Below are 24,575 nucleotides of genomic sequence, written 5' to 3' on the forward strand. Positions count from 1 at the left end.
CAGGTCAAAAAGCCCAGACGAGGTTCGCATCGGGTCCTGTTACTACTTGCGACATTCGGGGCAGTGGGCGTGGGGTCTGCGGGTTCTGGTCTGAATCTTGGACGGCCACGAATATCCGCAAGCGCAGATCCACATGACTTTTCGACCAGACCCGACGGTGACCTCGGTAGGAGAGAGGGCGTTCGCTGGATCCCATTGCTTGGCGAGATCGGGGCGCAGCGTCGCAAGGTCGTTCTCGCCAGGGATGGGCAGCTTTCCTGCGCAGTAGGGGCAGCCGCAGCCGGAAGTGCGGTTCTTGACGGTCGCCGGCCACGAGTGGTTGCGATGGCAGATCCATGACACCTTCACGTGGGATGAGACTGTGACCTGGTTCGGTGAGCAGTCGTTGCTGGGATCCCATTGTGCGGCGATATCCGGTCGGCGTGTCGCGAGGTCAGTGGCTCCCGGGATGGCGACCCGTCCGGAGCACGAGGGGCAACCGGAACCAGCATGTCGATTGGCGACTGTCGCTGGCCAGGTGTGGTTCTTCGCGCAGCGCCACAGGGCTTCATAGGAGCTACTAACGGTCACTTCGGACGGTGTCCGGTCGTTCGCCCCTGCTTCGTGGTCCCACTCCGAAGCCAGATGAGGGTCGAGAGTTCCCAAGTCGTTGAATCCTGCGAGGACGACCCGATTCGCGCATACGGGGCATCCCGTCTTGTCCGTCGTGCGACCCCAGACGGGAAGCTCCCACGTGTGACTCAGGCCGCAACGCCATACCGCGGGGTAATCCGAGCCCGCGGTGACCTCGCTCGGAGTCTTGGAGTTCGCGGGGTCCCACTGTTCGGCGAGTTGAGGGTGGGTGGTGGCGAGGTCGTTGAAACCGGCGAGGGTGCGTTGGTTGGAGCAGTACGGGCACCCGTATCCTGAGCAACGGCCGCCGACAGCCGCGTCCCAGCTATGGTCGCAGGGGCCTCGCCACCAGACGACACGATCTGATCCGGGGGTGACTGTCTCCGGAGTGATGGAGCTGTCGTTGCGTTCGTAATCCCACTCTGCTGCGAGGCCTGGGTGAAGAGTGGCTAAGTCTGTTTCACCTGGTATCGCCCGGCTACCGCTGCAGTAGGGGCAGCTGCTTTCTTGCGTGGTGCGGGAGCGCACCTGGGCGGGCCAGGTGTGCTCTTGAGCAGTACACAGCCAGTTGATTTTCCGTGCGGAGGTGACGCTGACGTGATGAGGGTCCCCGCGGTTGGCTCCTGGGGTGGTGTCCCATTCCGCGGCGATGTCCGGCCGCAGGGTGCCGAGGTCGGTATGTCCAGGCCAGAAGTCCATGCCGATGCAGTATGAGCAGTTCGTCTCGGCAAAGCCTCGCACGTGGGGGCTTGCTTCCCAGGAGTGCCCCTCTTCGCACAACCACCAGGCTTTGTGGGAGACATCTACTCCCGACCAGGGGTCTCGGGTGGGCGGGTTGCGATCCCAGTCCCATTCGGAGATGGCTTGCGGGTGTCGGAGGATCCATAGCGGGTAGTTGGCGGTGGCGTCGAGGATGCGGGGGACGTCGACGGTGTCGAGGGCGGCTTCCAAGGGGCGGAACTTCGTGGGGATGGTGTGGCGGCGGAGGGGTCGGAGCCAGAGAATCACCCGTTCGACGAGGACGTCGCTGTTGGCGAAGCCCAACGTTGCGTTGATGTCGAGTCGTAGATCTGCCGCCGACTGAGTGCGCCATCGTGCGCAGTGCGAACGATTGGACAAGATCTGCAGAACGCGCACCGTCGCGCGGTACAGATGTGCGCGGCGATCGATCTCGCGTGCCGCGCTCATCAAGGACTGATTCTGCCCGGTCTCTCCGTCCTGGGCGGAGAGGGTGTCGTTGTCGCGCACCATGGCCCACACTTGACTGTGCAGCTGCGTGGTGACCCGACCAGTAGCGACGAGTCGACGGAAGGAGAGTTCCGCGTTCCGAAGCGTGGGATCGAAGGGAACGATAACCTGGGTATCGAGTTCGGTTCCGGGACCGACCCACACCATCTGCCCCGGGTGTCGGAGACAGAAGTTTTCCCGATCATGGGAAATTTGCTCGATCGTCTCCCCGGCACTGCATAGGCGGCACAGGAAGCGCTGCGGGTAGGCCCGTGTGGAGTCCGGTTGCGCTAGACGTTTCATGCGGAGGTAGTGACCGGCCGGGCGCCCTGCCGTCGCCTCGACCGCCCGAGCGGCCGCTTCATCGTCGATCCAGACGCGGTGGATGTTCGGTTGCGCTCGGCTGGTCAGTGCCCTCTCGGCGAAATCGAACGGCACTCCTGCGGCGCGGCATTGCCGCTGCGCGTAGGAGCGTGGCGTCTCAAGATGATGCCACTTGGGTCGTTTCGCCCACGCCTGCGTGCTGGTCATGCGGCGTCCACCAAGTCGTCCAGGGTGACGTTGTGTGTGTTGAGCGTGGTGCGCCGGAGAGTATCGAGAACCCCGAAGAGTCCCTCGCGGGTTACGGTCTCCGAGGTGCGCGATTCGTCGCGCAAGATGGACGCGACTAGGCGGTCCACGATCATCGCGAGAACGGCGAGTTTCCCGTCGGCGGCGTGGACTAGCGTGCCGGCGTTGCGGGTGAGAAGGCCGTGGACGTGCCCACATAGTGGTAGGAAGCTGTCGAAGGTGGCGACCCATTTGATCCATTGTTCGAAGTCCTCTTGGACGGCGGGGTCGATCTTGTCGAGTGTGACGAAGTCGCAGCGTGCGCTGACTTGCAGCCCGTCGCCCGTCTTGAATGCTTGGTCGAGATTGATTCCAACCAGGACGACGGTCGCACAGGACTCATTCTGGAGAGCCTTGATGACACTGGAGGGTTCAGTCCCGCCAAGCTTGTGCGCTTCGTCGATCACCAGCAGCTTCGTGCCATGTCGATGGAGGGCTTCGACGGCAAGCTTCCGCAGCCGGTCGGTGGCAATCTGTTTGGGGAGAACGATGGTGGGGGCGAGAAACTCCACGATCTGGGCAAGGAGAGCTTTCCCGGTCGAGTGTTCGGTCATCTCCACCCAGACGACCGGTGCGTCTCCGTCTCTGAGGTAGTCGGGGTGTTGGGCTGCGTGTCTGCGTTCTACGGATCGAGCCAACAGGAGAGCGAGTTCTGTCTTGCCGGAGAACATCGGCGCGGATACCATCAGCCCGCGCCGCGAGTTCTTCAGCCGAGGGTTGATTCGGATGAGGTCCTCCAGAATGCGAGCGCAGACTGCTTGCTCGCGCGTCTTCACCCTCAACGTCAGCCGGAGAAAGTCTTCGCGAGCTTGGTCGTATAGCTCTCGGGCTTCACTATCCAGATCTGTGTACTGCCGGAAGGTGATCTTCGGCGGCGATGCGGGCTCGGCGTCGAATGCTTCTCGAAGCCCTGCAAGGCTGGTCTTGCGGTCATGGTGGAGGACGAGTGGGGTGATCTTCATGGATCAAGCTCCTCTGCTTGAGCGAGATGTATGTCGGGGGACGTCCAATCGATGGTGCTGATGTCGACGGGTTTGGCCCATTGCCGTAATGGGATCGGTGTCGTTGTCGAGGGGCCTGACTCGCGTTGAGCTTCGACCTTGAGGCGCTGTTGCTCTCGCTTGTGTTGGGTGCGCTTGCGCTTGTCTCCTCGCTCGCGGCTTTCGACATGATCGATCCACTCCCGGCGGCGATCGGGATCGTCGATAGCGGCGTCGGGGTATCGGGTAAGGAGTTTCATGTCGATCTCGGCGACCATCGGTGCCGTCTTCTCTCGCAGAGCGACGTCCCAACACTCGATCCACAAGCCGGTTTCCGGGTGACGTACCCAGACGGCATTCGCGTTGTAGGGGTCGAAGCTCACCGGGAACTTCCTCGCTCTCGCGGATCCCGGTTCAGCGCCCGTGAGGGAGCGACTGCGGAGGTCCTCCAGGTCGGGCGAGTCGTAGCGGCGATTGTGGAGATCGATCCCTGCACGACCGATCATGCGACGTTCGGTCGGCAACAGGGCGAGGTACTCCTCGACTCCGAAAGGCACTGGGACGCCAGGCCCGACGCTGAAGAGTTCGGTGTACATCTGATTCGGGGTGAAGATCCGTCCGGGGGAGCTCGTCGACTTCAGGCCCTGGTGCGGTTTGTTCAGGTAGATGTTGGATATCCAACTGTCCAGGATGAGCCGGAGCGAGTCCAAGGTGAGCGTGGGGTTGTCGCGGGCGCCTCGATGCGCCACGGAGTTCCCCACGAAACCGGCCAACCATGCGGCGAAATCTGATGAGAGGGTGCCGAAGTTGCGTTCAACATGTGGCTTCACCGTCGGCGTTCCGGAGGGCGCGAGCTCCCTGTGGATTCCGTACGCACGGCAGGCATCTCTGAACGTGCGGGACCGAAAATCAGCTCCGCCGTCGATGGTGATTGATCGCGGAAAGATCCATGGGAGAGCCAGAGACTCGTCGCTGAGGTAGGGGTTCACCTGCTTCATCAGCGCGGAAGGCAAGGCGGCTGACCCCGAGAGAGTGGCAGCGCCCGAACCAGGCACGGCTTTGCGCCCGATGATGGCTCGGGCGAGCAGGAGCGCATGATCGAATCCGCCAGGGCTATCCGCGTGGATCGCCCAAGCGAGCGGCACTCGGCTGGCGACGTCGAGAAGCACGGTGAGTTTCGGACGGAACTCACTGGTCTCATCCCAAACGAGAACGTCGAGGTCCGTTGAATCGATCTCGCATCGCTCTCCAAGTTGATAGGCAGCTCCGGAGTGGTACTGACGCTTTGGGCTGTTGTCGGTGTTTCTCCGGGTGGTCGCTTTGTCGAAGCTGTAACGGCCTGCAGCCCGCTCGTTGATGTAGCCCTGGAGGGTGCGAGCCTTGATCTCACAAATGGGGTCGCCCGGGTAGGTTGTCTCGAGCGCTCGCCTCACCAAGACAGCGCAACGCTTTTTGCTACTCGTGGCCTTGTCCGTCTGGCGATCGAGGAATCGATCGATGATCGTCACCAGCCGCGGATCTGCCCGGCTGATGGCGAGTCGCTGCTCGCCCTTCCGGTGCATGCGGGCATTCAGCCCCGCTGCACCGTCTTGCTGGTAGGTCTTCCATAGGAGGTGAAAGGTACTGCGCGCTCGCCCCAGTGACGTGCCTTTCAACTCCAGCAGCTTCGCGTCAACGCGTGCGTTCTGAGTCGTCAGCGCAGGGTCATACTGCGCCCGAGGAGTGGAAGCCAACGGATCCATTGGTCTCCCGGTGAACGCCTCAAGGAGATGGGCCTCCATATCGCACACGTTGGTCGGCCACGCGTCCCCGTCCGGACGAAGCGATACCGCGCGCTCGCGTTGAGCCGTGCCGGCATGGCGCAGGAACTCGTCTACGGACATGATGAGGTGTCGATCGGGTGCGTTCTCGGACCGGAGCTTCACCTCTAGGCCGGGGATGATGTGGGCCCAGACCCAGATCTCGCCGTCAATGTCGAAAGAGTCCCCGAGTTTCAGCTTGCTCTCGTCAGACACTGATCGCATCCGTTCTCTCCCGACGTGCGGTAGTCAGTAGCGCGTTGCTATTGAAGACCGCAGACAGATCGAGCGCGAGAAGTCTGCGCCAGGCGAGGTTGTCAACCCATGCGCAGGCAAGAGGTGGGCAATCTGGTGATGCCAGCTCGCACAACTCCCGGCGAGTCTTGCTGTCAGTTGCCGCGTCGAGGATCCTGTCCTCGACGTCAGCAGGCGGCCTGCAACGGTCATGACGCGACGCCGACAACCATTCGACCACGCGGGTCGCATGGATGCTGTGGCCGGAAAGTACCTGATAGTGCCAGCCGAGCGTTGCCGACACAACCGCGGTTTCATCGAACTGCAGTTGCGCAGACTTGTCGATGCGTTCCTTTGGCCTCACGTCTCGAACGGCGTAGGAGTCGTCCGACATCTGCAATAGGAAATCCGGCACGTGCCAGTGACCCGCCATCGGCGAGCGAACGCCGAACACCACGCCAAATGGCTGCGACCACACCTTTGCTACTTGCCCGCCGAAATCGAGCCACATCAACTCGTCGCGCTCGAACTGAGACTCACACCATACGTGGCTACGGGTGCGACTCCAGAAGTACTCAGACCCCGTGAAAAAGTGGCTTGCGCCCTTCGATACTCGAACCTTCATCGGGTCGATGACCGACCAATCCAAACGGCCGAGACTTCGGTTGACCGGTGCGAACGAGACGCTATCCGCGTAGCCGGATGCGGAACGATGATCGCGCGGCACCCAGTGCAGCTCCGAGCCCTTCGAGAATCGTCGCCGTGCGATCAACCGTGCAATCTCAGCTGGCTTCATCACCACTCCAAGGAAGGCGGAGTACCTGAGTAGGCACATCGTTGTCGCCTGCGCCCAGGATCCGCCGGGTCGGCTTTGCCTGGCTCCCGACACACCGGTATGGCTCGGATTAGAGTTCGATCTGATGTCCGGCAACGACCGAACGAGAACACTGATGCCACCGCCGAGCAATCTGCAACGCTGAGACGGTGTGCAGGCGGTCGTCGTCGGAATTGCGTTGGAATGACGCAGTTGGCCTTCAGCTGACACGTCATCCTCCCGGAGGTGCTCTGTGTGTCAGCAGACCGAAGTTGCCGACGCGGCGACTTGCCCTGGCGGACGTCGGAAGCGGTAAGAGGCCCGCAGGACGGTGGCCCGGTTCGGCGGACGCATAGGGGATCTGCGTAGAGTGCGAGATGTGCCTCGAAATCCTCGCTTTCGCACCATTCGTGGTGCGATCGGAGCCATGCTCGCCGCGGTGTTCGCCATCGGTCTGAGCGGGTGTGCGCCGGATCCGGTCAGCGATTCCTTCCTCAAGGGTGAGAACACCGGGTATGTGGCCGCTGGCGGCGCGATCGTCGAGATCCCGATCGACGAGCGGAGCGAACCGGTCGACTTCAGCGGCATCACTGAAACTGGTGATGATTTCGACAGCGCAGACAACGCCGGCAAGGTCACGGTGGTGAACTTCTGGTACGCCGGGTGCGCGCCGTGCCGCATCGAGGCGAAGGATCTCGAAAGCGTCTGGCAAGAATACGGCGGCGAGGATGTAGCTTTCATCGGCATCAATACCCGCGACCAGGCCGACACTGCCCAGGCTTTCTCTCACGAGTTCGGCATCACCTACCCGAGCCTGATCGACGTGAACACGGCCGAGGCGAAACTCGCTTTCTCCGAGGTCGTGCCGATCCAGGCGACACCGACGACTCTCGTGCTCGACAGGCAGGGCCGTGTCGCCGCCCGCATCATCGGACCCATCGACGGCACCTCGATCCTCTCGACGCTCGTCAAGGACGCTCTGGCGGAGACACCGTGAACGCCGACACCATCATCGGGTCCGGTGCGCTCTGGCTCGCAGTCCCCGTCGCGATGCTCGCTGGCCTCGTGTCGTTCTTGTCGCCCTGCGTGCTCCCGCTGGTCCCCGGCTACCTCGGCTTCCTTGGCGGGGTGGTCGCGCCGGACTCGAAGGGTCGCGCGACGAACGCAGTCGCGCCCCAGCGCCGTCAGCTCGTAGTCGGCGTACTGCTGTTCATCCTCGGCTTCAGCGTCGTCTTCGTTCTCATCACCGCGCTGGGCGGCACGGCCGGCGTGTTCTTCCTACGCTGGGGCGACCTGGTCACACGCATCCTCGGAGTCGTCATCATCCTGATGGGGCTCGTCTTTCTCGGGTTGTTCAATTTCGCCCAGCGGGAGGTCCGCTTCCACGTCGGCTCCCGGGCCGGAATCGCAGGGGCGCCGCTACTTGGAGTGGCACTTGGTATCGGCTGGGCACCGTGCATGGGTCCGACGCTTGCCGCGATCATCGCGCTTTCGTTCAATGCTGGCGACCCTGTCCGTGCCGGCTTCCTCGGCCTCGCGTATTCGCTCGGCCTCGGCATCCCGTTCCTGTTGGTCGCATTCGGGTTCGGTTGGGCGGCGAAGACGGTCGAGTTCCTCCGTCGTCACATCCGGGTGGTGAACGTATGCGGAGGCATACTGCTGATCGTCCTCGGAATCCTGATGGTGACAGGGCTGTGGACCGACATCATGTCGCGGCTGACGGCGGTGATGGGTAGCGTCATTCTCCCTCTCTGAGATCCCTAGCAAGGATGTCGCGAGTGACGACTGGAGCAGCCCTCTCTACCCAACTGGTCATTGTGGGTGGCGCCACTTCGTGCTCCCATGTCGGAGCCTTAGATATAGACGCCGCGGTCTTCCATGAATCGGACGGGGTTGGTGTAACCACCATTGATGTAGACCTCGAAATGCAGATGGCAACCGAAGGAGCGTCCAGTGTCACCCGCGTAAGCGATGACCTGGCCCGAATTGACCCATTGCCCCCTGCCAACGAGGATGCCACTGGGTTTGATGTGCGCGTACCCGGTGCTGACGCCCCCGCCGTGTTGGATGCGGACGTAATTGCCGTAGTTGCCGTTCGCGCCGGCGTAGTCCACTGTTCCGGAGTTGGCGGCGTAGATCGCCGCTCCGCAGCCATTGGCCATGTCCGCGCCGTAGTGGTAGCTCGAGGAGCAGCCCTGCGAACCGCAGATCGGGGTCCGCGGGCCGTAGCTTGAACTTCGGCCGCCCCCGTGGGGCCGGACCCAACCGCCGCTACCGGCAGAGCCTCCGCCGCCGCCGTTGCCGCCACCGTTGGCTGCCGCTTCCGCGGCTTCGCGTTCGCGACGGGCGCGCTCTTCGGCCTCGCGCGCGGCCACACCCGACTGGTAACCAGCGACAGTCTGCGTGGTGGTGTCTTTCAGCGCGGCGAGCTGCGCCTGCATCGTCTCGAGGTTCGCGGCTTGCTCGTCGAGCGCGGCCTGTGCGGCGTCGGCCGCTTCTTGTGCCGCAATCATCTTCTGCTCTGCGACCTGCTGCAGGCGGTCTCGTTCGTCGCGGGCAACCTTCGCCTGATCGGTCAGCGATTGGGCGGTGTTGCGCGCCGAGATTGCGCCATCGTAGACCGACCGGTTGTACTCGAGAAGCTTGTCCATGGTGCCCAGGCGTGACAGGAGCTCATCGGCGTTGGCCGCGGAACCGGAGAAGAACAGTTGCAGTGCTGAATCATCTCCACCGTTGCGATACAGCTGTGCCGCAACTTGACCGGCCCTGCGCGCAGAGGTTTCGGCAATCGCTGATTGTTCGTCCGCCTGCGCCTGCAGGCTCTGAGCTTCCGTGATCGCAGCGAAGTACTCCTGCTGCGCTGCATAGAACTCGTCGGAGGCTGTATCGGCAGCAACCTGAGTCTCAGCGACCTTCCGCGTCAAGGACTGGATCAGCCCTTCGATTCGGGTGATCTCGGCAGCCTTGGCAGCTTCGTTGTTCTTGGCGCGTTGCACATCGTCCCAACTCGGGTACGACGCAGCGTACGCCGCTGAGTCGCCGGAGCCGATGCCGAGTGCAGCGAATGCAGCGACACCGAGCGCGCCGAGCCCGAAAGCGCCACGTCGAGTAACACTCAGCTTCCAGAACGAGTCGCGTTCGGCGGGCGTGGGTGCACAACCGCATTCTTCAGCCGCCTCCGTAGCCGCAGAGACGAGTCGTCCGTTCACTGTGCCCTCTCCTCGAGCTCGGCTTCGTGGATTCTGCTGCCATGGGCGCGCAGATTGGCCACGCTTGCATTGCCCGCCGTCTGGTCCATCGGCCGTACGTGGCCGCCGAAGTCGCGCCGACTCGCTCGTGATCTCTGATCAGTGGCCCATATCTGTCGCATCGAATTCGAGTTCGACTGTCCTGACACGAAGTTCACGCTTTCGGGTCCGTGTGGATGTCGGGGCTCACCTTGTTGTGTTTGTTCTTTTTCACTTGCCGTACGACAACGGTGGTGGCGATCACCGCGGCACCTATGACAGCCACGGCGATGATGAGCGGGATCGCGATCGAAGCCACCTCGTTCTCGCCTGCGGATGCCGCCGGGGCAGGGGTGTCCGCTGCGGGAGGTTCGGTAGTTGGCACAGCAGAGGGCGACGCCTTTGCCGGTTGCATCCGTGATTGTTCGTTCCCGCATGCTGGTTGGTCCCATCCCAGCCCTGGCTCGATGCCGGTGGGAGCGTACGTGAACGTGAAGCTCTCGGATATGGGGTGACCGTCGCTGGAGACGGCGTTCCAAAGCACGGTGTAGACGCCGGGTTCTCCGAGTGCGACCGGGGTGGTGAGGATGTTGCGGTCGATGGTGGAGCAGCTGGATTCGTAGAAGAGGCCGTCGGGTCCTTGCACTTGGGCGAAGCTTGCCTGGCTGAAGTCAATGAGTTCCCCGCTGAACGTGAGAGCGACGTCGTCGAGTTGGGTGACGGTTTCGTCTGCCCCGGGCACGGTGTCCAGGAGGTTGTCGTGCGCGAGAGCTGCGGGGGCCGGTGCGGCCACGATTCCCAGTGCGATGAGGGCAAGAAGTGTGCTGGCGAGCCAGCGGGTGCGGTGGGTGGAGGTCACGGGCGTGGGTCCTTTCGTCCGGCGGGCACGGGGGTGCTGTCGGTAGGTCTGTTGTTGCGTTTCGTGTGGAGGACGGAGAAGCCGGTGAGGATTGCGAGCATTCCCGCGATCATCAAGGTGGCGGCTCCGGCGAGGGCCTGGTCCTGCAGGGGGGTGGGTCCCCACGTCCGCCCCATGGCGCCAAACCACTCCGCGACGATGAGGTCGGAGCGAGCGATAGTGGCGATGCCGAAGAAAGTGGCCACGCCTGTGAGCGCAGTGAGTGAGGCCACACGCCACCGCCCCTCGGGAGTCGTGGACGCGTTCGGGGAAAGCGATCGTACGAAGAGGCACCCGGTGACGAGGAGCTGGCTGATCATCCATTCCGCTCCGAGCTGGTCGTAGAGCGACCATCGGAACAGGTCGGAGTAGTGGAACAACCACAGCGACGTGGCGAACAGGGACGCGGCGACGACGGGGCGACGAGTAAACCGGGCCAGGGGGCTGTGGGCGGCCCAGAGAAGCCATTCGCGCGGTCCTCGGCTTCCATCGTCCCGTGGGTGGATGACCAAGGTTGCGAGGGTGATCGGCGCCGCGAAGACAAGGAGCAAGGGGATCGCGAGACTGAGGAGAGCGAAGGCGAGGAATCGCATACTGATGAGCGAATCGTCATAGGCTGCGATCGGCCCACTGGTCGTCCACAGAAGCGCCCCCATCCCCGCAATCCAGCTGATCGTGCGCCTGGCTGGCCACGGATACCCGCGGCGCCGTGCGCGTCGGACGCCGACGAGGTAGAAGACGATTCCGAAACCCGCGACGAGCACCCAAAGGAGGTCGGGACTCCACGCCGTGAACCATCTCTGCAGGGTGAGTGCGACCGGGACGGGTGCGTCGGTGAGGATCTCCGCGGCGGTGGTCTGCGGCAGGGTGATCGCATCGGCGGGGGCGGCGGTGCGGGCGAGGGCGGCGGCGACCCCGCTCGCGACACCCATGAAACCGAGTTCGACGCACACGATCATCCAGAAGGCGCCACGGCCCTCGCTGGTCTTTGCGATGAGTCGGCGGCGGTAGGCGGCACCCAGGACGCCCATGACCAAAAGCGCGCCGATCTTTGTGAGAAGGAGGATGCCGTACGGTGAGGCCAAATCCTCCCACCGGCCGAGGGCTGTGAGCGTCCGCGCGTATCCCGAGACGGCGACGCCGATGAACGCGATGAGCGCCACCGTCGAGTACCGGCGGAGCAGGTTCTCGAGTTCGCGCGGCGAGCTGATCGGTCGCGCGACGACGAGCAGGATGAGCCCCCCGAGCCATACTGCTGCTGAAATGACATGCAGGACGAGGGACATGACAGCGGGATCGTGATTGGCGAGCTCACCCGAATGACCTTGGGTGGCCATGGGAATCAGACTGATGATCGCAAGCACGGTTGTGATCATGACCGCACCATAGCTGCGAACAGCGAATGCGAGGACTGTCACGACCGAAGCGAGGATCGCGGTGATGAGCCATGATCGTCCCAGCTCCGTGTCGAGGAGGAAGCGACCGAGCTGCGTGCCGAACTCGGCACTCAGGTTAACTTGCGGATTGAATGAGGACAGGAAGGTGAGGTAAGCCACCACCCCGCTTGTGAGGGTGAGGGTCGCGGCGCCGGCGGAGGCAATATCGAGCGCGACGGTGAAGGGCTTCCCTGCCGAGGGGAGAGCGAACACCGCCAGCACCAGGGGCCCGAGCATCGCCGCACCGGACAGATTGACGAACAGTTTCGCGGCCGGGAGTCCCCATCGCACGAGCGCTCCAGGGTCACTCGCGAGTCTTGGTGCAGCTCCTCCACCAATCACGAGCCCGATGACCACAGCGATGAGTGCGGCGGCAACGAGAATCGTCGGTCCAACGATCCGGAGAACAACGGGATTCATGGAGTGGTATCCCCTGTCTGAGCGCCAGCAGCGTCCGGGTCTTCCGTCACAGGTGCCGTGCATTCACCGGTCTTGGGGAGCTGCTGGATCGCCCCGGCAAGAGATTCGAGAACCGCGTCCGCCGACAGGGTGGTCGTGTCCACGTACACCTGGGCAGCTGGATCTCGGCCGTAGGTTGTGAGCCGCAGATTCGGGGTCTCCTCCTCGTCGACGATCCAATCGACGCCCCCCAAGCTGACACATTGCAGCGTGGTGGGGGCCGGGGGCTCCAACCCGCAGGTGAGGAGCACGCTACTGGGGGTGCCCCATCCTGCGGTGGCCTGAGCGTCCGTCCAGACGCGAGCCTGGTCGCCAATCGAGTCCGGTAATCGTACGGTGACCTCTGCGCACAGCGGGTCATTCGCGTTCGCTGCGGGCTCGAGGTGGACGGTGGGTGCGCAGCTGGTGAGCACAAGCAGTGCGCACAGCGCCGCGCCAGAGGTCAGAATCTTGAGCTTCACAACGTCATCCATCCGTCTTCCTGGGAGTCAGCATGCGTCCGTCGCTGTCGGATCGACATGACGAGCAGCGCTAGTACCGTTCCGATACTGAGCATCCAGCCGAGCCACGGCATCAGCACGACAGCGAGAGTCGTGCCGGCGCGGAGGGGGACCTCGGTGATCTTCGCCGCGGTCGTGTCCACCGCAACCTGAGCCAACACTTTTCCATCGCGGCCGATGACTTGACTGGTCCCGGTGGTGGAGACGTTCACCGCAGTTCTCCCTGTTTCGAGCGCGCGTATGCGGGCGATGGTCAGCTGTTGGAGGTTCTCGTCCGTGCCTCTGAAATCCGCATTGTTGGTTTGAAACACGAACATCTGCGCGCCAGAGGACGCGCTCTGGTGGATGACGTCGTCGTAGATGACGTCGAAACAGATCGCCAGACCGATGGGCACATCGCCAACGTTCATGAGGGGCGTGTTGGAGCCGGGCGTGTACTCGCGTTGTATCAACCCGATGAGATCGGGGGCGATGGCTTCGTAGAACCAACGGTCCGGCACGTATTCGCCGAAAGGGACGGGGTTGGCCTTGTCGTGGAGCTGCTGCGGCCCGGCGCTGGTCCACAGCATCGAGGTGTTGAACGTGTCAGCTCCGCGGGTGGTTGCCGCATTCACCAGTGCCGGAGCGCCAGCACCCTGCACGAGTCGATCAAGGCGGCCTGCGACGGCGGCATCGCGCAGGGGATCGGCGTCGACGGCCCCTTCTGGCCAGACGAGAAGGTCCATTTCACGCCCCAGGAGCGGAGCGGTCGCTTCTTCCTGTGCGCGCAGGATGTCACCTGTTGTCCTGGTGTCGAAGTAGCCGCTGGGACCGTTGCCCTGCACCCATCCGACGCGCATCATTCCCGCTTGCTCAGTCGGGAACAGAGGGACGGCCATCGCGGCAACGACGATGACCGCCGCTGCTGCTCCCGGCTCCCACCGGCGGAGGGTGAGGGCTTCCACGACGCTTGCGCAGACGAGGATTGTCAGGAAGGTCAGCCCGGTTGTCCCCACCCAGGAAGCGGCTTCCGCGAGCGGGCTCTCGGCAAGAGTGAAGCCGATTCGCGCCCACGGGAACCCGGTGTACGGCGCATTCCCCATCAGCGTTTCCCGCAGCACCCACACCCCGGCGACGAGCACAGGAGTGATCGCGTGATACCCGAATCCCGCCCGCGTGGTGGCGACACGATAGGCGAGTGCGATCAGCGCACCGCCGGCACCGAACAGCAGGGATTCCAAGCCAGCCAGCGCGACCCATGGGATGGGCCCCAGAAACCGGGTCACCCATACCAAGTGAGTGAAGTAGAAGGCCGTCCCGTAGACGAGGGAGATCAGGAACGCCCCGGGAACAGAGCGTCCGCGAAGCGTCCACAGCCCGATGGTTGCGCTCACGAACGTCGCGGGCCACCACCCGGACGCGGGGTAGGCGAGATCCAGCATGCCTCCTGCGATGGCGGACGCGACGATCGCTACGGGAAATGGCACCGCAGCTGCCAGGAGCGCATCGTGCGCACTGGCGTTGCCGCGCCGTGGTCGAACGGAGAGGGCGTGTCCCACCAACGGGTCAGCGGTCACGGTCATGAGTGCCCAGGTTTTTCAGGTAAGCGTTGTACGAGTCGAGGTCGGCGTTCCCGTGCACGTCGGCATACCGATCCGCCGCGGCAGCACGAGCGGTGTCGCTTCGGAACCAACGATGCATCACGTAGATCAACATCAGTACGGTCGGGGCTTCACCGTAGGACCATGCCAGAGCGCCGGCTAGCTGCTGATCGGCGAGGGGATCGATGCCCAGTGCTTCGGTGGGCGCGACGAACGAGCCGACCAGGATCGTACTGGCCATCATGAGAAACACCCCGAAGAATGCGTGGAGCGCGGCTTCGGCAAAGACGTCCAGTGCACGGGCACCATGACCCAACCTGACCGGCAGCGGATCGGAGGACAGGATGGGGATGGTGAAGAGCACGCCGGCGAGGAGGAATCCGACCTCGAGTGCGACGTGACCCCCGGGGAGAGCGAGGATGGCATCGGCAGCACCCGCAAGGTAGATGCCGTAGAACGCGAACAGGTAGAGCGGGACAGTGGCCCACGGACTGAGTATCCATTTCGCGGCCGGGCTTCGAAGAGCACCGTGGGCCGCTGTGAGGACTAACCGTCCCGCTCCATGATGCGGTGTCGCTCGCAGAAGAAGGGTGCCGGGAGAGCCCAGGACGAGGAGCGGCGGCACCATCATCATCAGAGTGAGCTGCTGGAACATGAAAACGGACACCAGCGCCTGGCCGTAGGTTTCAACGCCTAGACCAGTGACCGCCGCGAGGAGAACACACCCGAGAAGGAAGCTGACCGTTCGCCACACGGGCCACCGACGCCCGCGCGTCCACAACCGGATCGCTCCGACCAGATACAGCACAGCGAGGATCCCCGCGACTATCGGTAACACCGGAAGCGGGATGTCCGCCGGTGCGAGGAACGCCTGCAAAGACGGGGGACTTTCGAGGATCTGGCCGCTCACACGCATGGTCGTGACAAGAAGATCGCGCTGTTCACTTCCGGATCACCTTGATCGTCGCCCCCGCTGCCAGGAACGCCACGGCCGCGATGGGCTGTGCTGTGGTCCACACGACACCGGAGAAGGGGAAGGGCATTACCGGGTTCCAGAGCACGGCGATCGCGAGGAAGACCGGGATCCACCACCAGTGGCGTGCCTGCAGCGCAAACCACGCGACGATCAGCCCGAAAATTGAGGCGATGAAGAGGACGAGGGGCGCCCAATTCGCCTGGAAGAGCGCCGGGGCGAGGAACAGGATCGCGGCGGCGACGAGGCTGGGGGCCAGGGCGTTCCGCTGGTAAGTGGAGGGGACACGTTCTTTGGGACTCATGGGTGAACCGTTTCTTCGGCGGGTACAGGGTCGACGGGATCGGGGCGGGACGAGGGGTCTGGCCGGCGACGGCTTATGCGCAGACCCGCGACGATGAGGAACACGGCACCGATGCCGAGAGCGACATCGGCGAGGTTGCCGATGAACAGGTTCCCGTAGGCAAGGAAATCGGTGACGTGCCCGATCCCGAACGCGGGCGGCGAGAATAAGCGATCGATGAGGTTCCCGATCGCACCGCCCACGATGAAACCGAAACCAACCGCCGACCACACGTTGCGGGCTCGGGTAGCGGCACCGATGAGGGCCGCGGTGACAGCGAGCCCGACGACGGTGATGACCCATGTGGAGCCTTCCCCGAGCGAGAAGATCGCCCCGGGGTTGAAGGCCAGTTGAAGACCGAGCCAGTCACCGATCAGCGGTATACGCGCATCCTGTCGCAACGTGTTCAGAGCAAGAGTCTTGGTGCCTTGATCGATCAGGATAACGATGGCGGCGACGATGAGCACCACGGCCGACCGGCGGACTCGATCACGCATCGGCGTCTTCCCCCGCGGCCGCGGCATCCTCAGCAACTTCGGCGCGATCCCGCTGGTGACGGCGGCGCCCGGCCATCATCACGCCCACAACCCCGACCCCCAGGATGATAGCCAAACCGGAGAGGAAGAATAGGGGCAGCATTTCGAAGGCACCGCCTCCGGATGGTGTGCCGCCGTACGTTTGTGCCGGCGATGCGGTTTCCGTTTCTTCGCTGCTCTGTGGTGAGGCTTCAGGGGTGGGGCTTGCGGTGGTTGTGCCGGATCCCGTGTCCGTCGCGGGTCTGACGGTGTACACGTACTCTCCGCTGATCGGATGCCCATCGGCGGAGACGGTCTTCCATCGGACAGTGAAGACACCGGTCGCGGCGTCCGGGGAGAGGTGCTGCGTGATAACGTCATCGGTCGCCTGGGGGGCGTCGACTGCGACGTTTGCTCCGGTTTCATCGACCACGTCGATGACTGTTGCGCCGTCACCATCCGGAAGCAGCCCGGTGAACATCAGAGAGATCTCGTCGGGAGAGCCGTCGACGGCCGAGTCGGCGTCGGGGTACGCCGAGACGAACTCGTCGTGAGCGGCGGCCGGGGCTGTGGTCCCCAGCACGACGGATGCCGACACCATCAGGGCGGCGGCGGCGAGGGCTGTGATACGTGCCGAGAGGCGTTTATGCATGGGTGTCGTGCTCTCCGGGGTGGGATTCGGGTTCGATCTGGAAGGTGGAGTGTTCGATGCTCACGGCGAAGTGCTCGTTGACGCATTGCTGAAGTGATGTCAGCAATGCGGCGGAAGCTTCCATCGTGACGGTGTCATCGACCACGACATGGGCGGTGAGCGTGGGGAGGTCGGTCGAGACTTGGGTCGCGTGAAGGTCGTGCACCGCGACCACGTGCGGAAGGGCAAGGATGTGGCGGCGGACATCCTCGAGGTCGAGGCCGGCGGGTGTGGACTCCAACAGCACCCGACCGGATGCTCGCAACAGGATAAGAGTGCGGGGAATGATGAGCAGCGCGATCAAGACGCCCGCGACGGCGTCCGCCTGATACCAACCGAAAACGGCGATGAGGATGGCGCTGGCGATGACGCCGACGGAACCGAGGGCATCGTTGACGACCTCGAGGAACGCGGCGCGCATGTTGAGATTGCGTCCGCGGCCGCTGAACAATACGAGCATGGAGGCGATGTTGGCGACGAGACCGACGATGCCGAAGAACAGCAGACTCCCCGATGCGATCTCAGGGGGCTCGAACAGCCGCCGTACGCCTTCCACGAGCGCGAAGATGCCCACCCCGAGCAGCAAAGTTGCTTGAGCGAGCGCACCGAGAACCTCCGTGCGTCGAAGACCGAAGGTGTACTTGGGAGTCGGGGGACGATTCATCAGATGCGCAGCGGTGACGGCCATCGCCAACCCGACGACATCGGTGAGCATGTGCGCCGCATCAACAAGCAGTGCGAGGCTGCCTGTGATGATTGCGCCGATCACTTCGACGATGAAGACCGAAGAGGTGATCGCGAACGCGATGACCAGGCGATTGCGGGGAGTGGCGTCACCGATACCGTGACTGTGCCCTGTGTCTGTCATGGTGCTCCTTTACGGCCGTCCAACGATGTGCCGGGCGACGATCGCCGCATCACGACCCGCCCCAGCGAGGGTGCCCGCATCTGCCCGGGAGTAACGCGGCATGCCAACAGTGAACAGTCCCGGGATGCGTGCATTGACGTGCAAAGGCTGCCCGGGCGGCTCCGAATCGGGCAGCCATGCGTCCGCCGGCCTGTACCCGGTCGCAAGGATCACGGAATGCGGCTTCACGGACGCCCCATCGGCGAACATCACGGTGTCTCCGTGTACCTCCGTCACGGCGGCGGCATGAGTGACGTCTGTCGAAGCTACGCGGGGGCGTGACTCAGACATCGGACCCCGACGTCGCAGCCTCGACCAGATGGGCCGCTCCGACACCTCTGAGGATTCCGCTCGAGTGGAGAGGGTGACGTCGTGGGAGGAAGCGAGCTCTTCTGCAATCTCCACTCCGCTGAATCCACCGCCAACGATCAACACGCGGCCGGGAGGTATCTGGGCGGGATAGAGGTACTGGCTGGAATGCAGCACAACACCGGGTACTGCCAGTTCCAGGCGCCAGCCCGGCACGCGCGGCACCGCGGCAGCTCCCGTTGCACAGACCACATTTCGGGTTTGCACTTCCCCGGCGGAGGTCGACAGATGCAGTGTGGATCCGTCGCCCAACCGGGTGATTCCAAGAGCACGAGTGCCCCACACGGTCTTCACACCGAGGGCGTTCTCCACCGAAGACAGGTAATCGGACATCTCATCCTTACTCGGATAACGGTCTCCATCGCCCGGGAAAGGAAACCCGCGGACGACACTGTGGCGGGCCGCGCTGCGTAGCTTCATCGACTGCCACCGTGTGGCCCAGCTTCGTCGACCGGGAGGTGCAGAATCGATGATCACGAAGTCCTTCTGCGGCTCAAGCCCGGAGGACCTGAGTGCGGCGGCTGTCGCCAACCCGGAGTGCCCGGCGCCGACGATGATGACGCGACGGTGCGATAGCGAACGCGCCATCATTCAGCACCGTTCACCGCGGCTTCAATGGTGTCCTCCAGGTCATTCCACGTCTCCAGCACGACAGGCTCCCCATCGATGAAGAACGAGGGGGTACTGCTGACACCGAGCTGCTCACCCTCGTCTAGATCGAACTGGACCCGTTCTGCAGTCGCCGGATCAGCGACCGCATCATCGAACGCGGCCATATCCAATCCGAGTTCCTCCGCAAATCCCCGGAACAGGTCCGCACGAGACTCTTGAGCCTCACCCCATTGAGACTGCGTCTCGAACAGGCGGTGATACATCTCTTCCAGCCGTCCCTGCTGCGCTGCGGCTTCGGCAGCGATCGCGGCATTCTTCGAGTTGAGATGACCCGGCAACGGGAAGTAGCGGATCACGTACGTGATCTCGCCATCGAACTTGCCACGGAGATCCTCGACGAGGGGATAAAAAGCACCGCAGGCCTCGCACTCGAAATCGAGGAACTCGACCACCGTCACCGCCCCATCTCCTCCGTCATCGAGGACATGCGAGTTCTCACGGACGACCTGTGGACCATCAGCGGCCCCCGTCTCGGGTGCGGCAGCTCGACTCTGATTGACAAGGACGAACACCAGCGCAACGATCAGCAACACCACGGCGAGAGCCACGGTGACAAGTACCGCTTTCATAGAAGATTTCATAGACACTCCAGACACACACAACGAACGAGGACGACCAGGGGAGCGCCATCGAAGAGATGGCGCCGCCAGATCAGGTTCGCGACAGAGAAAGCTGTGTGAGAGAAGGAGGCAATACGAACAGGCGCCCCGTCATGGCCGCCAGTGATGGTGCGCGCGGCAAACGTTCACGAACGCGAGAAGAGGGGACGTGACGGCGGAAGATCCGCGTGACGATGAGCACCAAGAAGCAGCAGAGGATACCCAAGAGGCACCCGGCGACGCCGATCATGATGTCGTTCGCAGTATCCCCAGCCACGACATGTTCCGCAGTTGCGCCGACACCGCTTTCACCCGAACCCGCCGCGACAGGGCCAGCAGAAGACGTACCTAGTGACGACGAGGATGTCGTGCTCAGATACGCAGTCGCATCCGTCGCGTCACGATGGCCGCCCGGCCACGCTCCGACGATGAGAAGAAGTGCCAATCCGAGGGCCGTAATGATCTTCGTTATCATGAACTCGTCGGCGCGGCTGTCGCTATTGCGAATGCGACCTTGGACGACCATGACCTCAGGATGGTACCAGCCCCACCAATCAAGATCTGTTGCGAACCCGAGAGCCACGCGCCCGAAGGTCAAACTGAAGTTACTGTCAGCGTCCGCGTCCCACAACCGAGCAACCCAGTTGATTTCGGGGCCTTCGAAAGTGGCTCCGTGGGAGCGGGGTAGTGCCGTCGAAGCGGGATGGTTCAGACCTGGGCGGGTACGGAGGTTGCGGCAGGTGACCGCAGGGCAGCAGGGCGCCGCGCCGCGCGCACCCCGTTGAGGATGACGAACACTTCCGCGATCTCGTGCACGAGAACTACACCGGCAAGCCCGAGCACGCCGAAGAGGGCGAGCGGGAACAACACGAGGATGATCGCCAAGGCGAGCACGATGTTGGCGGTCATGATCCGGCGACCGCGACGAGCGTGCGCGAGCGCGCCGGGGATCAATCGGAGATCGTTCCCGGTAAAGGCGACGTCGGCAGACTCGATGGCAGCAGCCGAGCCCTTCAGCCCCATGGCGATACCGACGGTGGCGGTCGCGAGGGCGGGGGCGTCGTTGATGCCGTCACCGACCATGGCTGTCGGGCGCGCGGCGGCGAGTTGTTCGATGACCGTGGCCTTGTCCGCAGGGAGCTGCTCTGCGCGGACGTCGGTGATGCCCGCCTGTGCCGCAATCGCGCGGGCGGTGCGTTCGTTGTCCCCGGTGAGCATCGTGATCCCGATACCGGCATCCTGCAGCAGTCGCACGGTTGCGGCGGATTCAGGGCGCAGCTCGTCGCGGATGCCGATGAGCCCGGCAATCTCGCCCTCGGCTTCAACGACGACCACGGTCATGCCGTCTTCGGCCATCTCATCAGCGGCCGAGTGGAGGACTCCGGGGGCGAGCCACCGGACGTTGCCGACGCGGACCAGGGTGCCGTTGACGCGGCCGGTGATGCCGTGGCCGGCGTCTTCGACGACGTCCACGGCTCCAGCTGCGCCGGGGGCGGCCGTGGTGATCGCGGCGGCGAGCGGGTGGCTGCTTGTCTCTTCGACTGCTCCCGCCCAGGTCAACAGCTCGTCCCGTGAGATGCCGGCTGCGGGGCGCACGTCGACGACGGCCGGCTCGTTGCGGGTGAGGGTACCGGTCTTGTCCAGCGCCACCGCCTGGATGGTGCCGAGCTGCTCGAACGCTTCCCCGGACTTGATCACGACGCCGAACTTCGACGCGGACCCGATGGCGCTGATCACCGTGACCGGCACCGCGATCGCAAGAGCACAAGGAGACGCGGCGACGAGGACGACGAGTGCACGCTCGATCCAGGTCGACGGATCTCCGACGATGAATCCGAACACGGCGACAAGGGCCGCGGCGATCAGCACCACGGGGACGAGGGGGCGGGCGATCCGGTCAGCAAGCCGCGCGCGGTCGCCCTTGCGGGCGTGGGCCTGCTCCACGAGGGACACGATCTGGGTGAGCGAGTTGTCGCGCCCGTCCGCGGTCGCCTCGATCCGCAGCGTCGATGCACCGTTCACCGAGCCCGCCGCGACCGCAGTGCCGGGATGCACGTCGACCGGGATGGACTCACCGGTGATCGCGGATGTGTCCAGGCTCGAACGCCCTTCGACAACAACACCATCGGTGGCAACACGCTCGCCTGCTCCAACGATGAGGATATCGAGCTCACGGACATCCGCGGCCGGGATCGTCGTGTCGCCGGCGAGACGAGAGACACGCACGGTCTCCGGGATCAGGGACAGCAGGGCACGCAGACCCTCTTTCGCCCGATCCATCGCACGGTCCTCGAGAGCCTCCGCCAGCGAAAACAGGAACGCCAAGGTCGCAGCCTCACCGACATGGCCGAGCAGAACCGCACCGATCGCGGCAATCGTCATCAGCAGCCCGACGCCAAGTCGACCCCGGATCAACCGGCGGATCGCACCAGGAACGAAGGTGTAGGCGCCGGTCAGCAGAGCAGCCCATTGCAGCACAAGCGCGGGGATTTCGATACCCGCCCACTCGAACGCGTACCCGGCGACCAGGAAAAGGCCCGACAGCGCGGACGGCAGTAGCGCGATGTCGCGCCACCACGGCGGACGCACCTCGATCTCATCGTCATCCACGCCTGCCTTGGACGGCAGCGCCGGTCCGCAGCAAGCATCGCCTTCCTCATGGGCCTCGGAGGACGTGGCATTTCGCACCGGGTCGGGCTCGCAACATGCGTCTCCCGTCCTGTGGGAACGCGTCAACTCAACGCGCTGAATCGTGCGAGCCTTCCGGGGCTCGTCTGGGCCGCAGCACTCTTCACTCATGCGCAGCACTCACACTTCTCGTCCGTGCACGGAAAACCCTCGTCAACGGCGACGACCGCTTCCAGCATGTGTCGTAGGCCCACTGCGAGATGCGGGTCCGCGATCTCGTAACGCGTGCGCCGGCCTTCCGGGGTCGCAACAACCAGACCGCACCCGCGCAGGCACGTCAGATGATTGGAGACATTCGTACGTGTGAGATCCAGTTCGCGAGCGAGCTCAGCTGGATAGCCAGGCACATTCAAGAGCGCAAGAAGGATCCGCGAGCGCGACGGGTCTGCCATCGCGCGACCGAGACGGTTCATCACATCAAGACGAGAAGCAATAGTCAGCACACGATGACTATACAGGCCAAGCTGACCAATCATGCGGCCTGGGCTGACCGTCGGGGAACCGCCTCTGCTTCGCGTCTGTGAACTTTCTAGCGCTTGCCGGTCGAGAATAGACTCACCCATAGTGCGGTTGATACCCCCCCCGGGAGTGCCGTGAAAGCTCCGATGAGGTGGAAGCTCGATATGGCGAGGACCGTGGCGCAGGCGATGAAGACCGGCATGCGTCCGGAGAGGTTGCAGCGCTGATCATGGCGACCGTTCTGGTGTGAGCCACCTACCGGACGGGGGCGAGGACGGTCGTGTCATCGGGTGCGATCTGGACGATGCCGCGGTCATCGACCACAACGAAGCTGTCGTCACCGATCGCGGTGAAGGCCTGGGCGGCCCCTTGGAGGGGGTCGAGGCGCTGCCATGTTCCTTCGGTGTTCTGAGACCAGAGGGCGCCGTCCGTTCCGACTCCTGCGAGCGTGCCGTCGGGTCGGACGTCGAGGGCGTAGAGCAGTGGGGCGTCCGCGACGGGGGCGAAGCTGGCGCCGTTATCGGTGCTGAGAAGTAGTCCTTCTTCTGCCGCCGCGTAGAGACCGTCGTTGGTGGCTGCGAGGTCTGCCGCGGCAAGTGTGGCGCCGCGGTTCCATTCGCGACCGTTGTCAGTGCTGATGAGCAGGTCGACCCCGTCAGAAGCGATCCCGTAGAGAGTGCCGTCCGGTCCAGCGGTGAGGGTATGGAAGTCCGTAGTGCCGGTGAGAGCGATCGGTGACCAGGTTTCGCCGAAGTCGTCACTGCGAATGACGCCCAGGTTTGGGGAGCCGAGCTCTGCGGGTGTCTGCGTGCCCGGGTGTCCGGATGCTAAGAGGGCATCGTCGAGGACGGTGAATCCCATCGCATCGAAGTCGTAGCCTCCGATGGGACCGGCGAGCGCACCTTCGGGTGTGAGGGTGAAGATTCCCCCGTGGGTGGCTACGAAGAGGTTCTCACTGTTTGGGTCAGCGGCGACACCGTGAATGTGTTCGATGACGGGGGGAACCGCATCGGTGCCGGAGGTTTGTGGTGCGGCGCATCCGGTGGCGGTGACGGCTATAAGAGCGATCGCAAAAGCGGGTAGGGGTGAGTAGCGGTTCATATGGCTCCGACTTGAAGAAGTGCGTGCGGGTACGCACCCGGGGTGCGCGAATGAGACACGCAGCGTGGCGTCACCGGTGTGATGGCGAGAGCTGCGGGGAAGAGCCAGCCGAGGGGTGCGGGAGGAATCCCGCACCCCAGGCGTGAATCAGAGCGTGGCGAGGAGGTCTTCCATCGTGGCGATCTCCGTGGTCTGCGCCTCGATGATCGTTTCGGCCAGAGCGACCGCGTCGCTGTTCTGACCGTTGTCGACCTCTTCCTGGGCCATCTCGACGGCACCCTCGTGGTGCTGGATCATCTGCTCGAGGAACAGGCGGCTGGCGTCCGCACCGGTGGCATCTTCGAGAGCCTGCATGTCCTCGTCGGACATCATGCCGCCGCTGTGATCCATGCCCTCCATGTCGGCGGTGTCAGCGCCCCACTCTTCGAGCCACTGATCCATCTTCTGGATCTCGGGTTCCTGCGCGGCCTTGATCTCTTCAGCGAGAGCGACGACACGTGCGTCGACGCCGTTCTTGCTGAGGAGCATGTCAGACATGTCGATGGCCTGAGCGTGGTGTTCTTTCATCATGCTGGCGAACATGATGTCGGCATCGTTGGCGTCCGCGGATGCCGGGGCGGAGCTGCTGCTCTCGTGGTCCATGCCGGGCATATCGCCGCCGCCGGACGTGGTTCCGGCGCAGCCGGCGAGTCCAAGCAACGCAACGAGGGTGAGCGCGGCAGTCGCCGCAAAACGGGTCTTCATGATGAGTTCTCTCCAAGAGTCGATGATGGCACCCAGCGAGACAGGCTGGGCGAAGGGCGTTACCCGCAGAATGCGGGTAGCGCGTCCATCACGTGCGACTGATGCAGAGAACGGTGAGGGATGGGGGCCGCAGTGGATG

At 63.9% G+C, this 24,575-nt stretch carries 23 protein-coding genes; 2 read left to right on the top strand and 21 right to left on the bottom strand.

The window, feature by feature from the left end:
- Positions 1-42 precede the first annotated feature (42 nt).
- The 4 genes from AC04ME_RS02680 to AC04ME_RS02695 are packed head-to-tail and all read right to left on the bottom strand — an operon-like array spanning position 43 to position 6,257.
- Positions 43-2,370 carry a zinc-ribbon domain-containing protein gene (locus AC04ME_RS02680; RefSeq protein WP_150115143.1) on the bottom strand — a complete coding sequence of 776 codons (2,328 nt, stop codon included), beginning with the start codon at positions 2,368-2,370 and terminating at the stop codon, positions 43-45.
- Positions 2,367-3,410 (bottom strand): TniB family NTP-binding protein, encoded by a 1,044-nt coding sequence (locus AC04ME_RS02685; protein ID WP_053098494.1) that lies wholly within the window; start codon positions 3,408-3,410, stop codon positions 2,367-2,369. The genes AC04ME_RS02680 and AC04ME_RS02685 overlap by 4 nt, the downstream gene beginning before the upstream one ends.
- A complete protein-coding gene (locus AC04ME_RS02690) occupies positions 3,407-5,443 on the bottom strand; it encodes a Mu transposase C-terminal domain-containing protein (protein ID WP_053098495.1) in 2,037 nt (678 codons plus the stop codon). The genes AC04ME_RS02685 and AC04ME_RS02690 overlap by 4 nt, the downstream gene beginning before the upstream one ends.
- Positions 5,436-6,257, bottom strand: a complete 822-nt coding sequence (locus AC04ME_RS02695) for a TnsA-like heteromeric transposase endonuclease subunit (protein ID WP_167347459.1) — start codon at positions 6,255-6,257, stop codon at positions 5,436-5,438. The genes AC04ME_RS02690 and AC04ME_RS02695 overlap by 8 nt, the downstream gene beginning before the upstream one ends.
- Positions 6,258-6,702: 445 nt before the next feature.
- On the opposite strand from AC04ME_RS02695, the gene AC04ME_RS02700 reads away from it, so the two are divergent.
- A complete protein-coding gene (locus tag AC04ME_RS02700) occupies positions 6,703-7,272 on the top strand; it encodes a TlpA family protein disulfide reductase (RefSeq protein ID WP_053098497.1) in 570 nt (189 codons plus the stop codon).
- Positions 7,269-8,030, top strand: coding sequence for a cytochrome c biogenesis CcdA family protein (locus tag AC04ME_RS02705; RefSeq protein ID WP_017201929.1), 762 nt, complete (start codon positions 7,269-7,271; stop codon positions 8,028-8,030). The genes AC04ME_RS02700 and AC04ME_RS02705 overlap by 4 nt, the downstream gene beginning before the upstream one ends.
- 98 nt (positions 8,031-8,128) lie before the next feature.
- Here AC04ME_RS02705 and AC04ME_RS02710 read toward each other — a convergent pair whose 3' ends face one another.
- The 17 genes from AC04ME_RS02710 to AC04ME_RS02790 form a co-directional block, all read right to left on the bottom strand.
- Entirely contained in the window at positions 8,129-9,484 is a 1,356-nt protein-coding gene (locus AC04ME_RS02710) for a M23 family metallopeptidase (protein ID WP_026049678.1), read from the bottom strand.
- 193 nt (positions 9,485-9,677) lie between these two features.
- Positions 9,678-10,361: a copper resistance CopC family protein gene (locus AC04ME_RS02715; RefSeq protein WP_026049677.1), complete on the bottom strand. Its 684-nt coding sequence runs from the start codon at positions 10,359-10,361 to the stop codon at positions 9,678-9,680.
- Entirely contained in the window at positions 10,358-12,127 is a 1,770-nt protein-coding gene (locus AC04ME_RS02720) for a bifunctional copper resistance protein CopD/cytochrome c oxidase assembly protein (protein WP_052492866.1), read from the bottom strand. The genes AC04ME_RS02715 and AC04ME_RS02720 overlap by 4 nt, the downstream gene beginning before the upstream one ends.
- 125 nt (positions 12,128-12,252) lie before the next feature.
- Positions 12,253-12,768 (bottom strand): DUF3515 family protein, encoded by a 516-nt coding sequence (locus AC04ME_RS02725; protein WP_042538292.1) that lies wholly within the window; start codon positions 12,766-12,768, stop codon positions 12,253-12,255.
- Positions 12,753-14,357: an apolipoprotein N-acyltransferase gene (lnt, locus tag AC04ME_RS02730; RefSeq protein WP_079112071.1), complete on the bottom strand. Its 1,605-nt coding sequence runs from the start codon at positions 14,355-14,357 to the stop codon at positions 12,753-12,755. Before lnt ends, AC04ME_RS02725 begins: the two co-directional genes overlap by 16 nt.
- Positions 14,341-15,291 carry a cytochrome c oxidase assembly protein gene (locus tag AC04ME_RS02735; RefSeq protein ID WP_042538291.1) on the bottom strand — a complete coding sequence of 317 codons (951 nt, stop codon included), beginning with the start codon at positions 15,289-15,291 and terminating at the stop codon, positions 14,341-14,343. The genes lnt and AC04ME_RS02735 overlap by 17 nt, the downstream gene beginning before the upstream one ends.
- 25 nt (positions 15,292-15,316) lie before the next feature.
- Entirely contained in the window at positions 15,317-15,652 is a 336-nt protein-coding gene (locus AC04ME_RS02740) for a DUF6804 family protein (RefSeq protein WP_042538290.1), read from the bottom strand.
- Complete coding sequence (gene lspA, locus AC04ME_RS02745) at positions 15,649-16,161, bottom strand: signal peptidase II (RefSeq protein ID WP_230100799.1); 513 nt, start codon at positions 16,159-16,161, stop codon at positions 15,649-15,651. Before lspA ends, AC04ME_RS02740 begins: the two co-directional genes overlap by 4 nt.
- A 19-nt stretch (positions 16,162-16,180) precedes the next feature.
- Positions 16,181-16,858, bottom strand: a complete 678-nt coding sequence (locus AC04ME_RS02750) for a copper resistance CopC family protein (RefSeq protein WP_052492864.1) — start codon at positions 16,856-16,858, stop codon at positions 16,181-16,183.
- Complete coding sequence (locus tag AC04ME_RS02755; RefSeq protein WP_042538288.1) at positions 16,851-17,765, bottom strand: cation diffusion facilitator family transporter; 915 nt, start codon at positions 17,763-17,765, stop codon at positions 16,851-16,853. The genes AC04ME_RS02750 and AC04ME_RS02755 overlap by 8 nt, the downstream gene beginning before the upstream one ends.
- 9 nt (positions 17,766-17,774) lie before the next feature.
- The gene (locus AC04ME_RS02760; RefSeq protein ID WP_308418032.1) at positions 17,775-18,764 is read right to left on the bottom strand and encodes a flavin-containing monooxygenase; all 990 of its coding nucleotides are present in this window, start codon (positions 18,762-18,764) and stop codon (positions 17,775-17,777) included.
- Positions 18,761-19,426, bottom strand: a complete 666-nt coding sequence (locus AC04ME_RS02765; RefSeq protein WP_136041016.1) for a DsbA family protein — start codon at positions 19,424-19,426, stop codon at positions 18,761-18,763. The genes AC04ME_RS02760 and AC04ME_RS02765 overlap by 4 nt, the downstream gene beginning before the upstream one ends.
- Positions 19,427-19,496: 70 nt before the next feature.
- A complete protein-coding gene (locus AC04ME_RS02770) occupies positions 19,497-20,027 on the bottom strand; it encodes a hypothetical protein (RefSeq protein ID WP_136041015.1) in 531 nt (176 codons plus the stop codon).
- A 125-nt stretch (positions 20,028-20,152) separates the two neighbouring features.
- A complete protein-coding gene (locus AC04ME_RS02775) occupies positions 20,153-22,033 on the bottom strand; it encodes a heavy metal translocating P-type ATPase (protein ID WP_052492874.1) in 1,881 nt (626 codons plus the stop codon).
- Between the two features lie 206 nt (positions 22,034-22,239).
- Complete coding sequence (cmtR, locus tag AC04ME_RS02780; RefSeq protein ID WP_074731945.1) at positions 22,240-22,575, bottom strand: Cd(II)/Pb(II)-sensing metalloregulatory transcriptional regulator CmtR; 336 nt, start codon at positions 22,573-22,575, stop codon at positions 22,240-22,242.
- A 271-nt stretch (positions 22,576-22,846) separates the two neighbouring features.
- Complete coding sequence (locus AC04ME_RS02785; RefSeq protein ID WP_042538283.1) at positions 22,847-23,692, bottom strand: F510_1955 family glycosylhydrolase; 846 nt, start codon at positions 23,690-23,692, stop codon at positions 22,847-22,849.
- 147 nt (positions 23,693-23,839) lie between these two features.
- On the bottom strand, positions 23,840-24,436 hold the full coding sequence (locus AC04ME_RS02790) for a DUF305 domain-containing protein (protein ID WP_042538281.1): 597 nt from the start codon (positions 24,434-24,436) through the stop codon (positions 23,840-23,842).
- Positions 24,437-24,575: the final 139 nt, after the last annotated feature.

It is taken from the genome of Microbacterium sp. LjRoot205 (assembly GCF_056175745.1).

Bases quoted from the DNA above. Each gene is read 5' to 3' on its own strand.
- AC04ME_RS02680 (WP_150115143.1), bottom strand. From the start codon at position 2,370: ATGACCAGCACGCAGGCGTGGGCGAAACGACCCAAGTGGCATCATCTT.
- AC04ME_RS02685 (WP_053098494.1), bottom strand. From the start codon at position 3,410: ATGAAGATCACCCCACTCGTCCTCCACCATGACCGCAAGACCAGCCTT.
- AC04ME_RS02695 (WP_167347459.1), bottom strand. From the start codon at position 6,257: ATGAAGCCAGCTGAGATTGCACGGTTGATCGCACGGCGACGATTCTCG.
- AC04ME_RS02700 (WP_053098497.1), top strand. From the start codon at position 6,703: ATGCTCGCCGCGGTGTTCGCCATCGGTCTGAGCGGGTGTGCGCCGGAT.
- AC04ME_RS02725 (WP_042538292.1), bottom strand. From the start codon at position 12,768: ATGGATGACGTTGTGAAGCTCAAGATTCTGACCTCTGGCGCGGCGCTG.
- lnt (WP_079112071.1), bottom strand. From the start codon at position 14,357: ATGACCGTGACCGCTGACCCGTTGGTGGGACACGCCCTCTCCGTTCGA.
- AC04ME_RS02735 (WP_042538291.1), bottom strand. From the start codon at position 15,291: ATGCGTGTGAGCGGCCAGATCCTCGAAAGTCCCCCGTCTTTGCAGGCG.
- AC04ME_RS02740 (WP_042538290.1), bottom strand. From the start codon at position 15,652: ATGAGTCCCAAAGAACGTGTCCCCTCCACTTACCAGCGGAACGCCCTG.
- AC04ME_RS02750 (WP_052492864.1), bottom strand. From the start codon at position 16,858: ATGCATAAACGCCTCTCGGCACGTATCACAGCCCTCGCCGCCGCCGCC.
- AC04ME_RS02755 (WP_042538288.1), bottom strand. From the start codon at position 17,765: ATGACAGACACAGGGCACAGTCACGGTATCGGTGACGCCACTCCCCGC.
- AC04ME_RS02760 (WP_308418032.1), bottom strand. From the start codon at position 18,764: ATGATGGCGCGTTCGCTATCGCACCGTCGCGTCATCATCGTCGGCGCC.
- AC04ME_RS02765 (WP_136041016.1), bottom strand. From the start codon at position 19,426: ATGAAATCTTCTATGAAAGCGGTACTTGTCACCGTGGCTCTCGCCGTG.
- AC04ME_RS02785 (WP_042538283.1), bottom strand. From the start codon at position 23,692: ATGAACCGCTACTCACCCCTACCCGCTTTTGCGATCGCTCTTATAGCC.
- AC04ME_RS02790 (WP_042538281.1), bottom strand. From the start codon at position 24,436: ATGAAGACCCGTTTTGCGGCGACTGCCGCGCTCACCCTCGTTGCGTTG.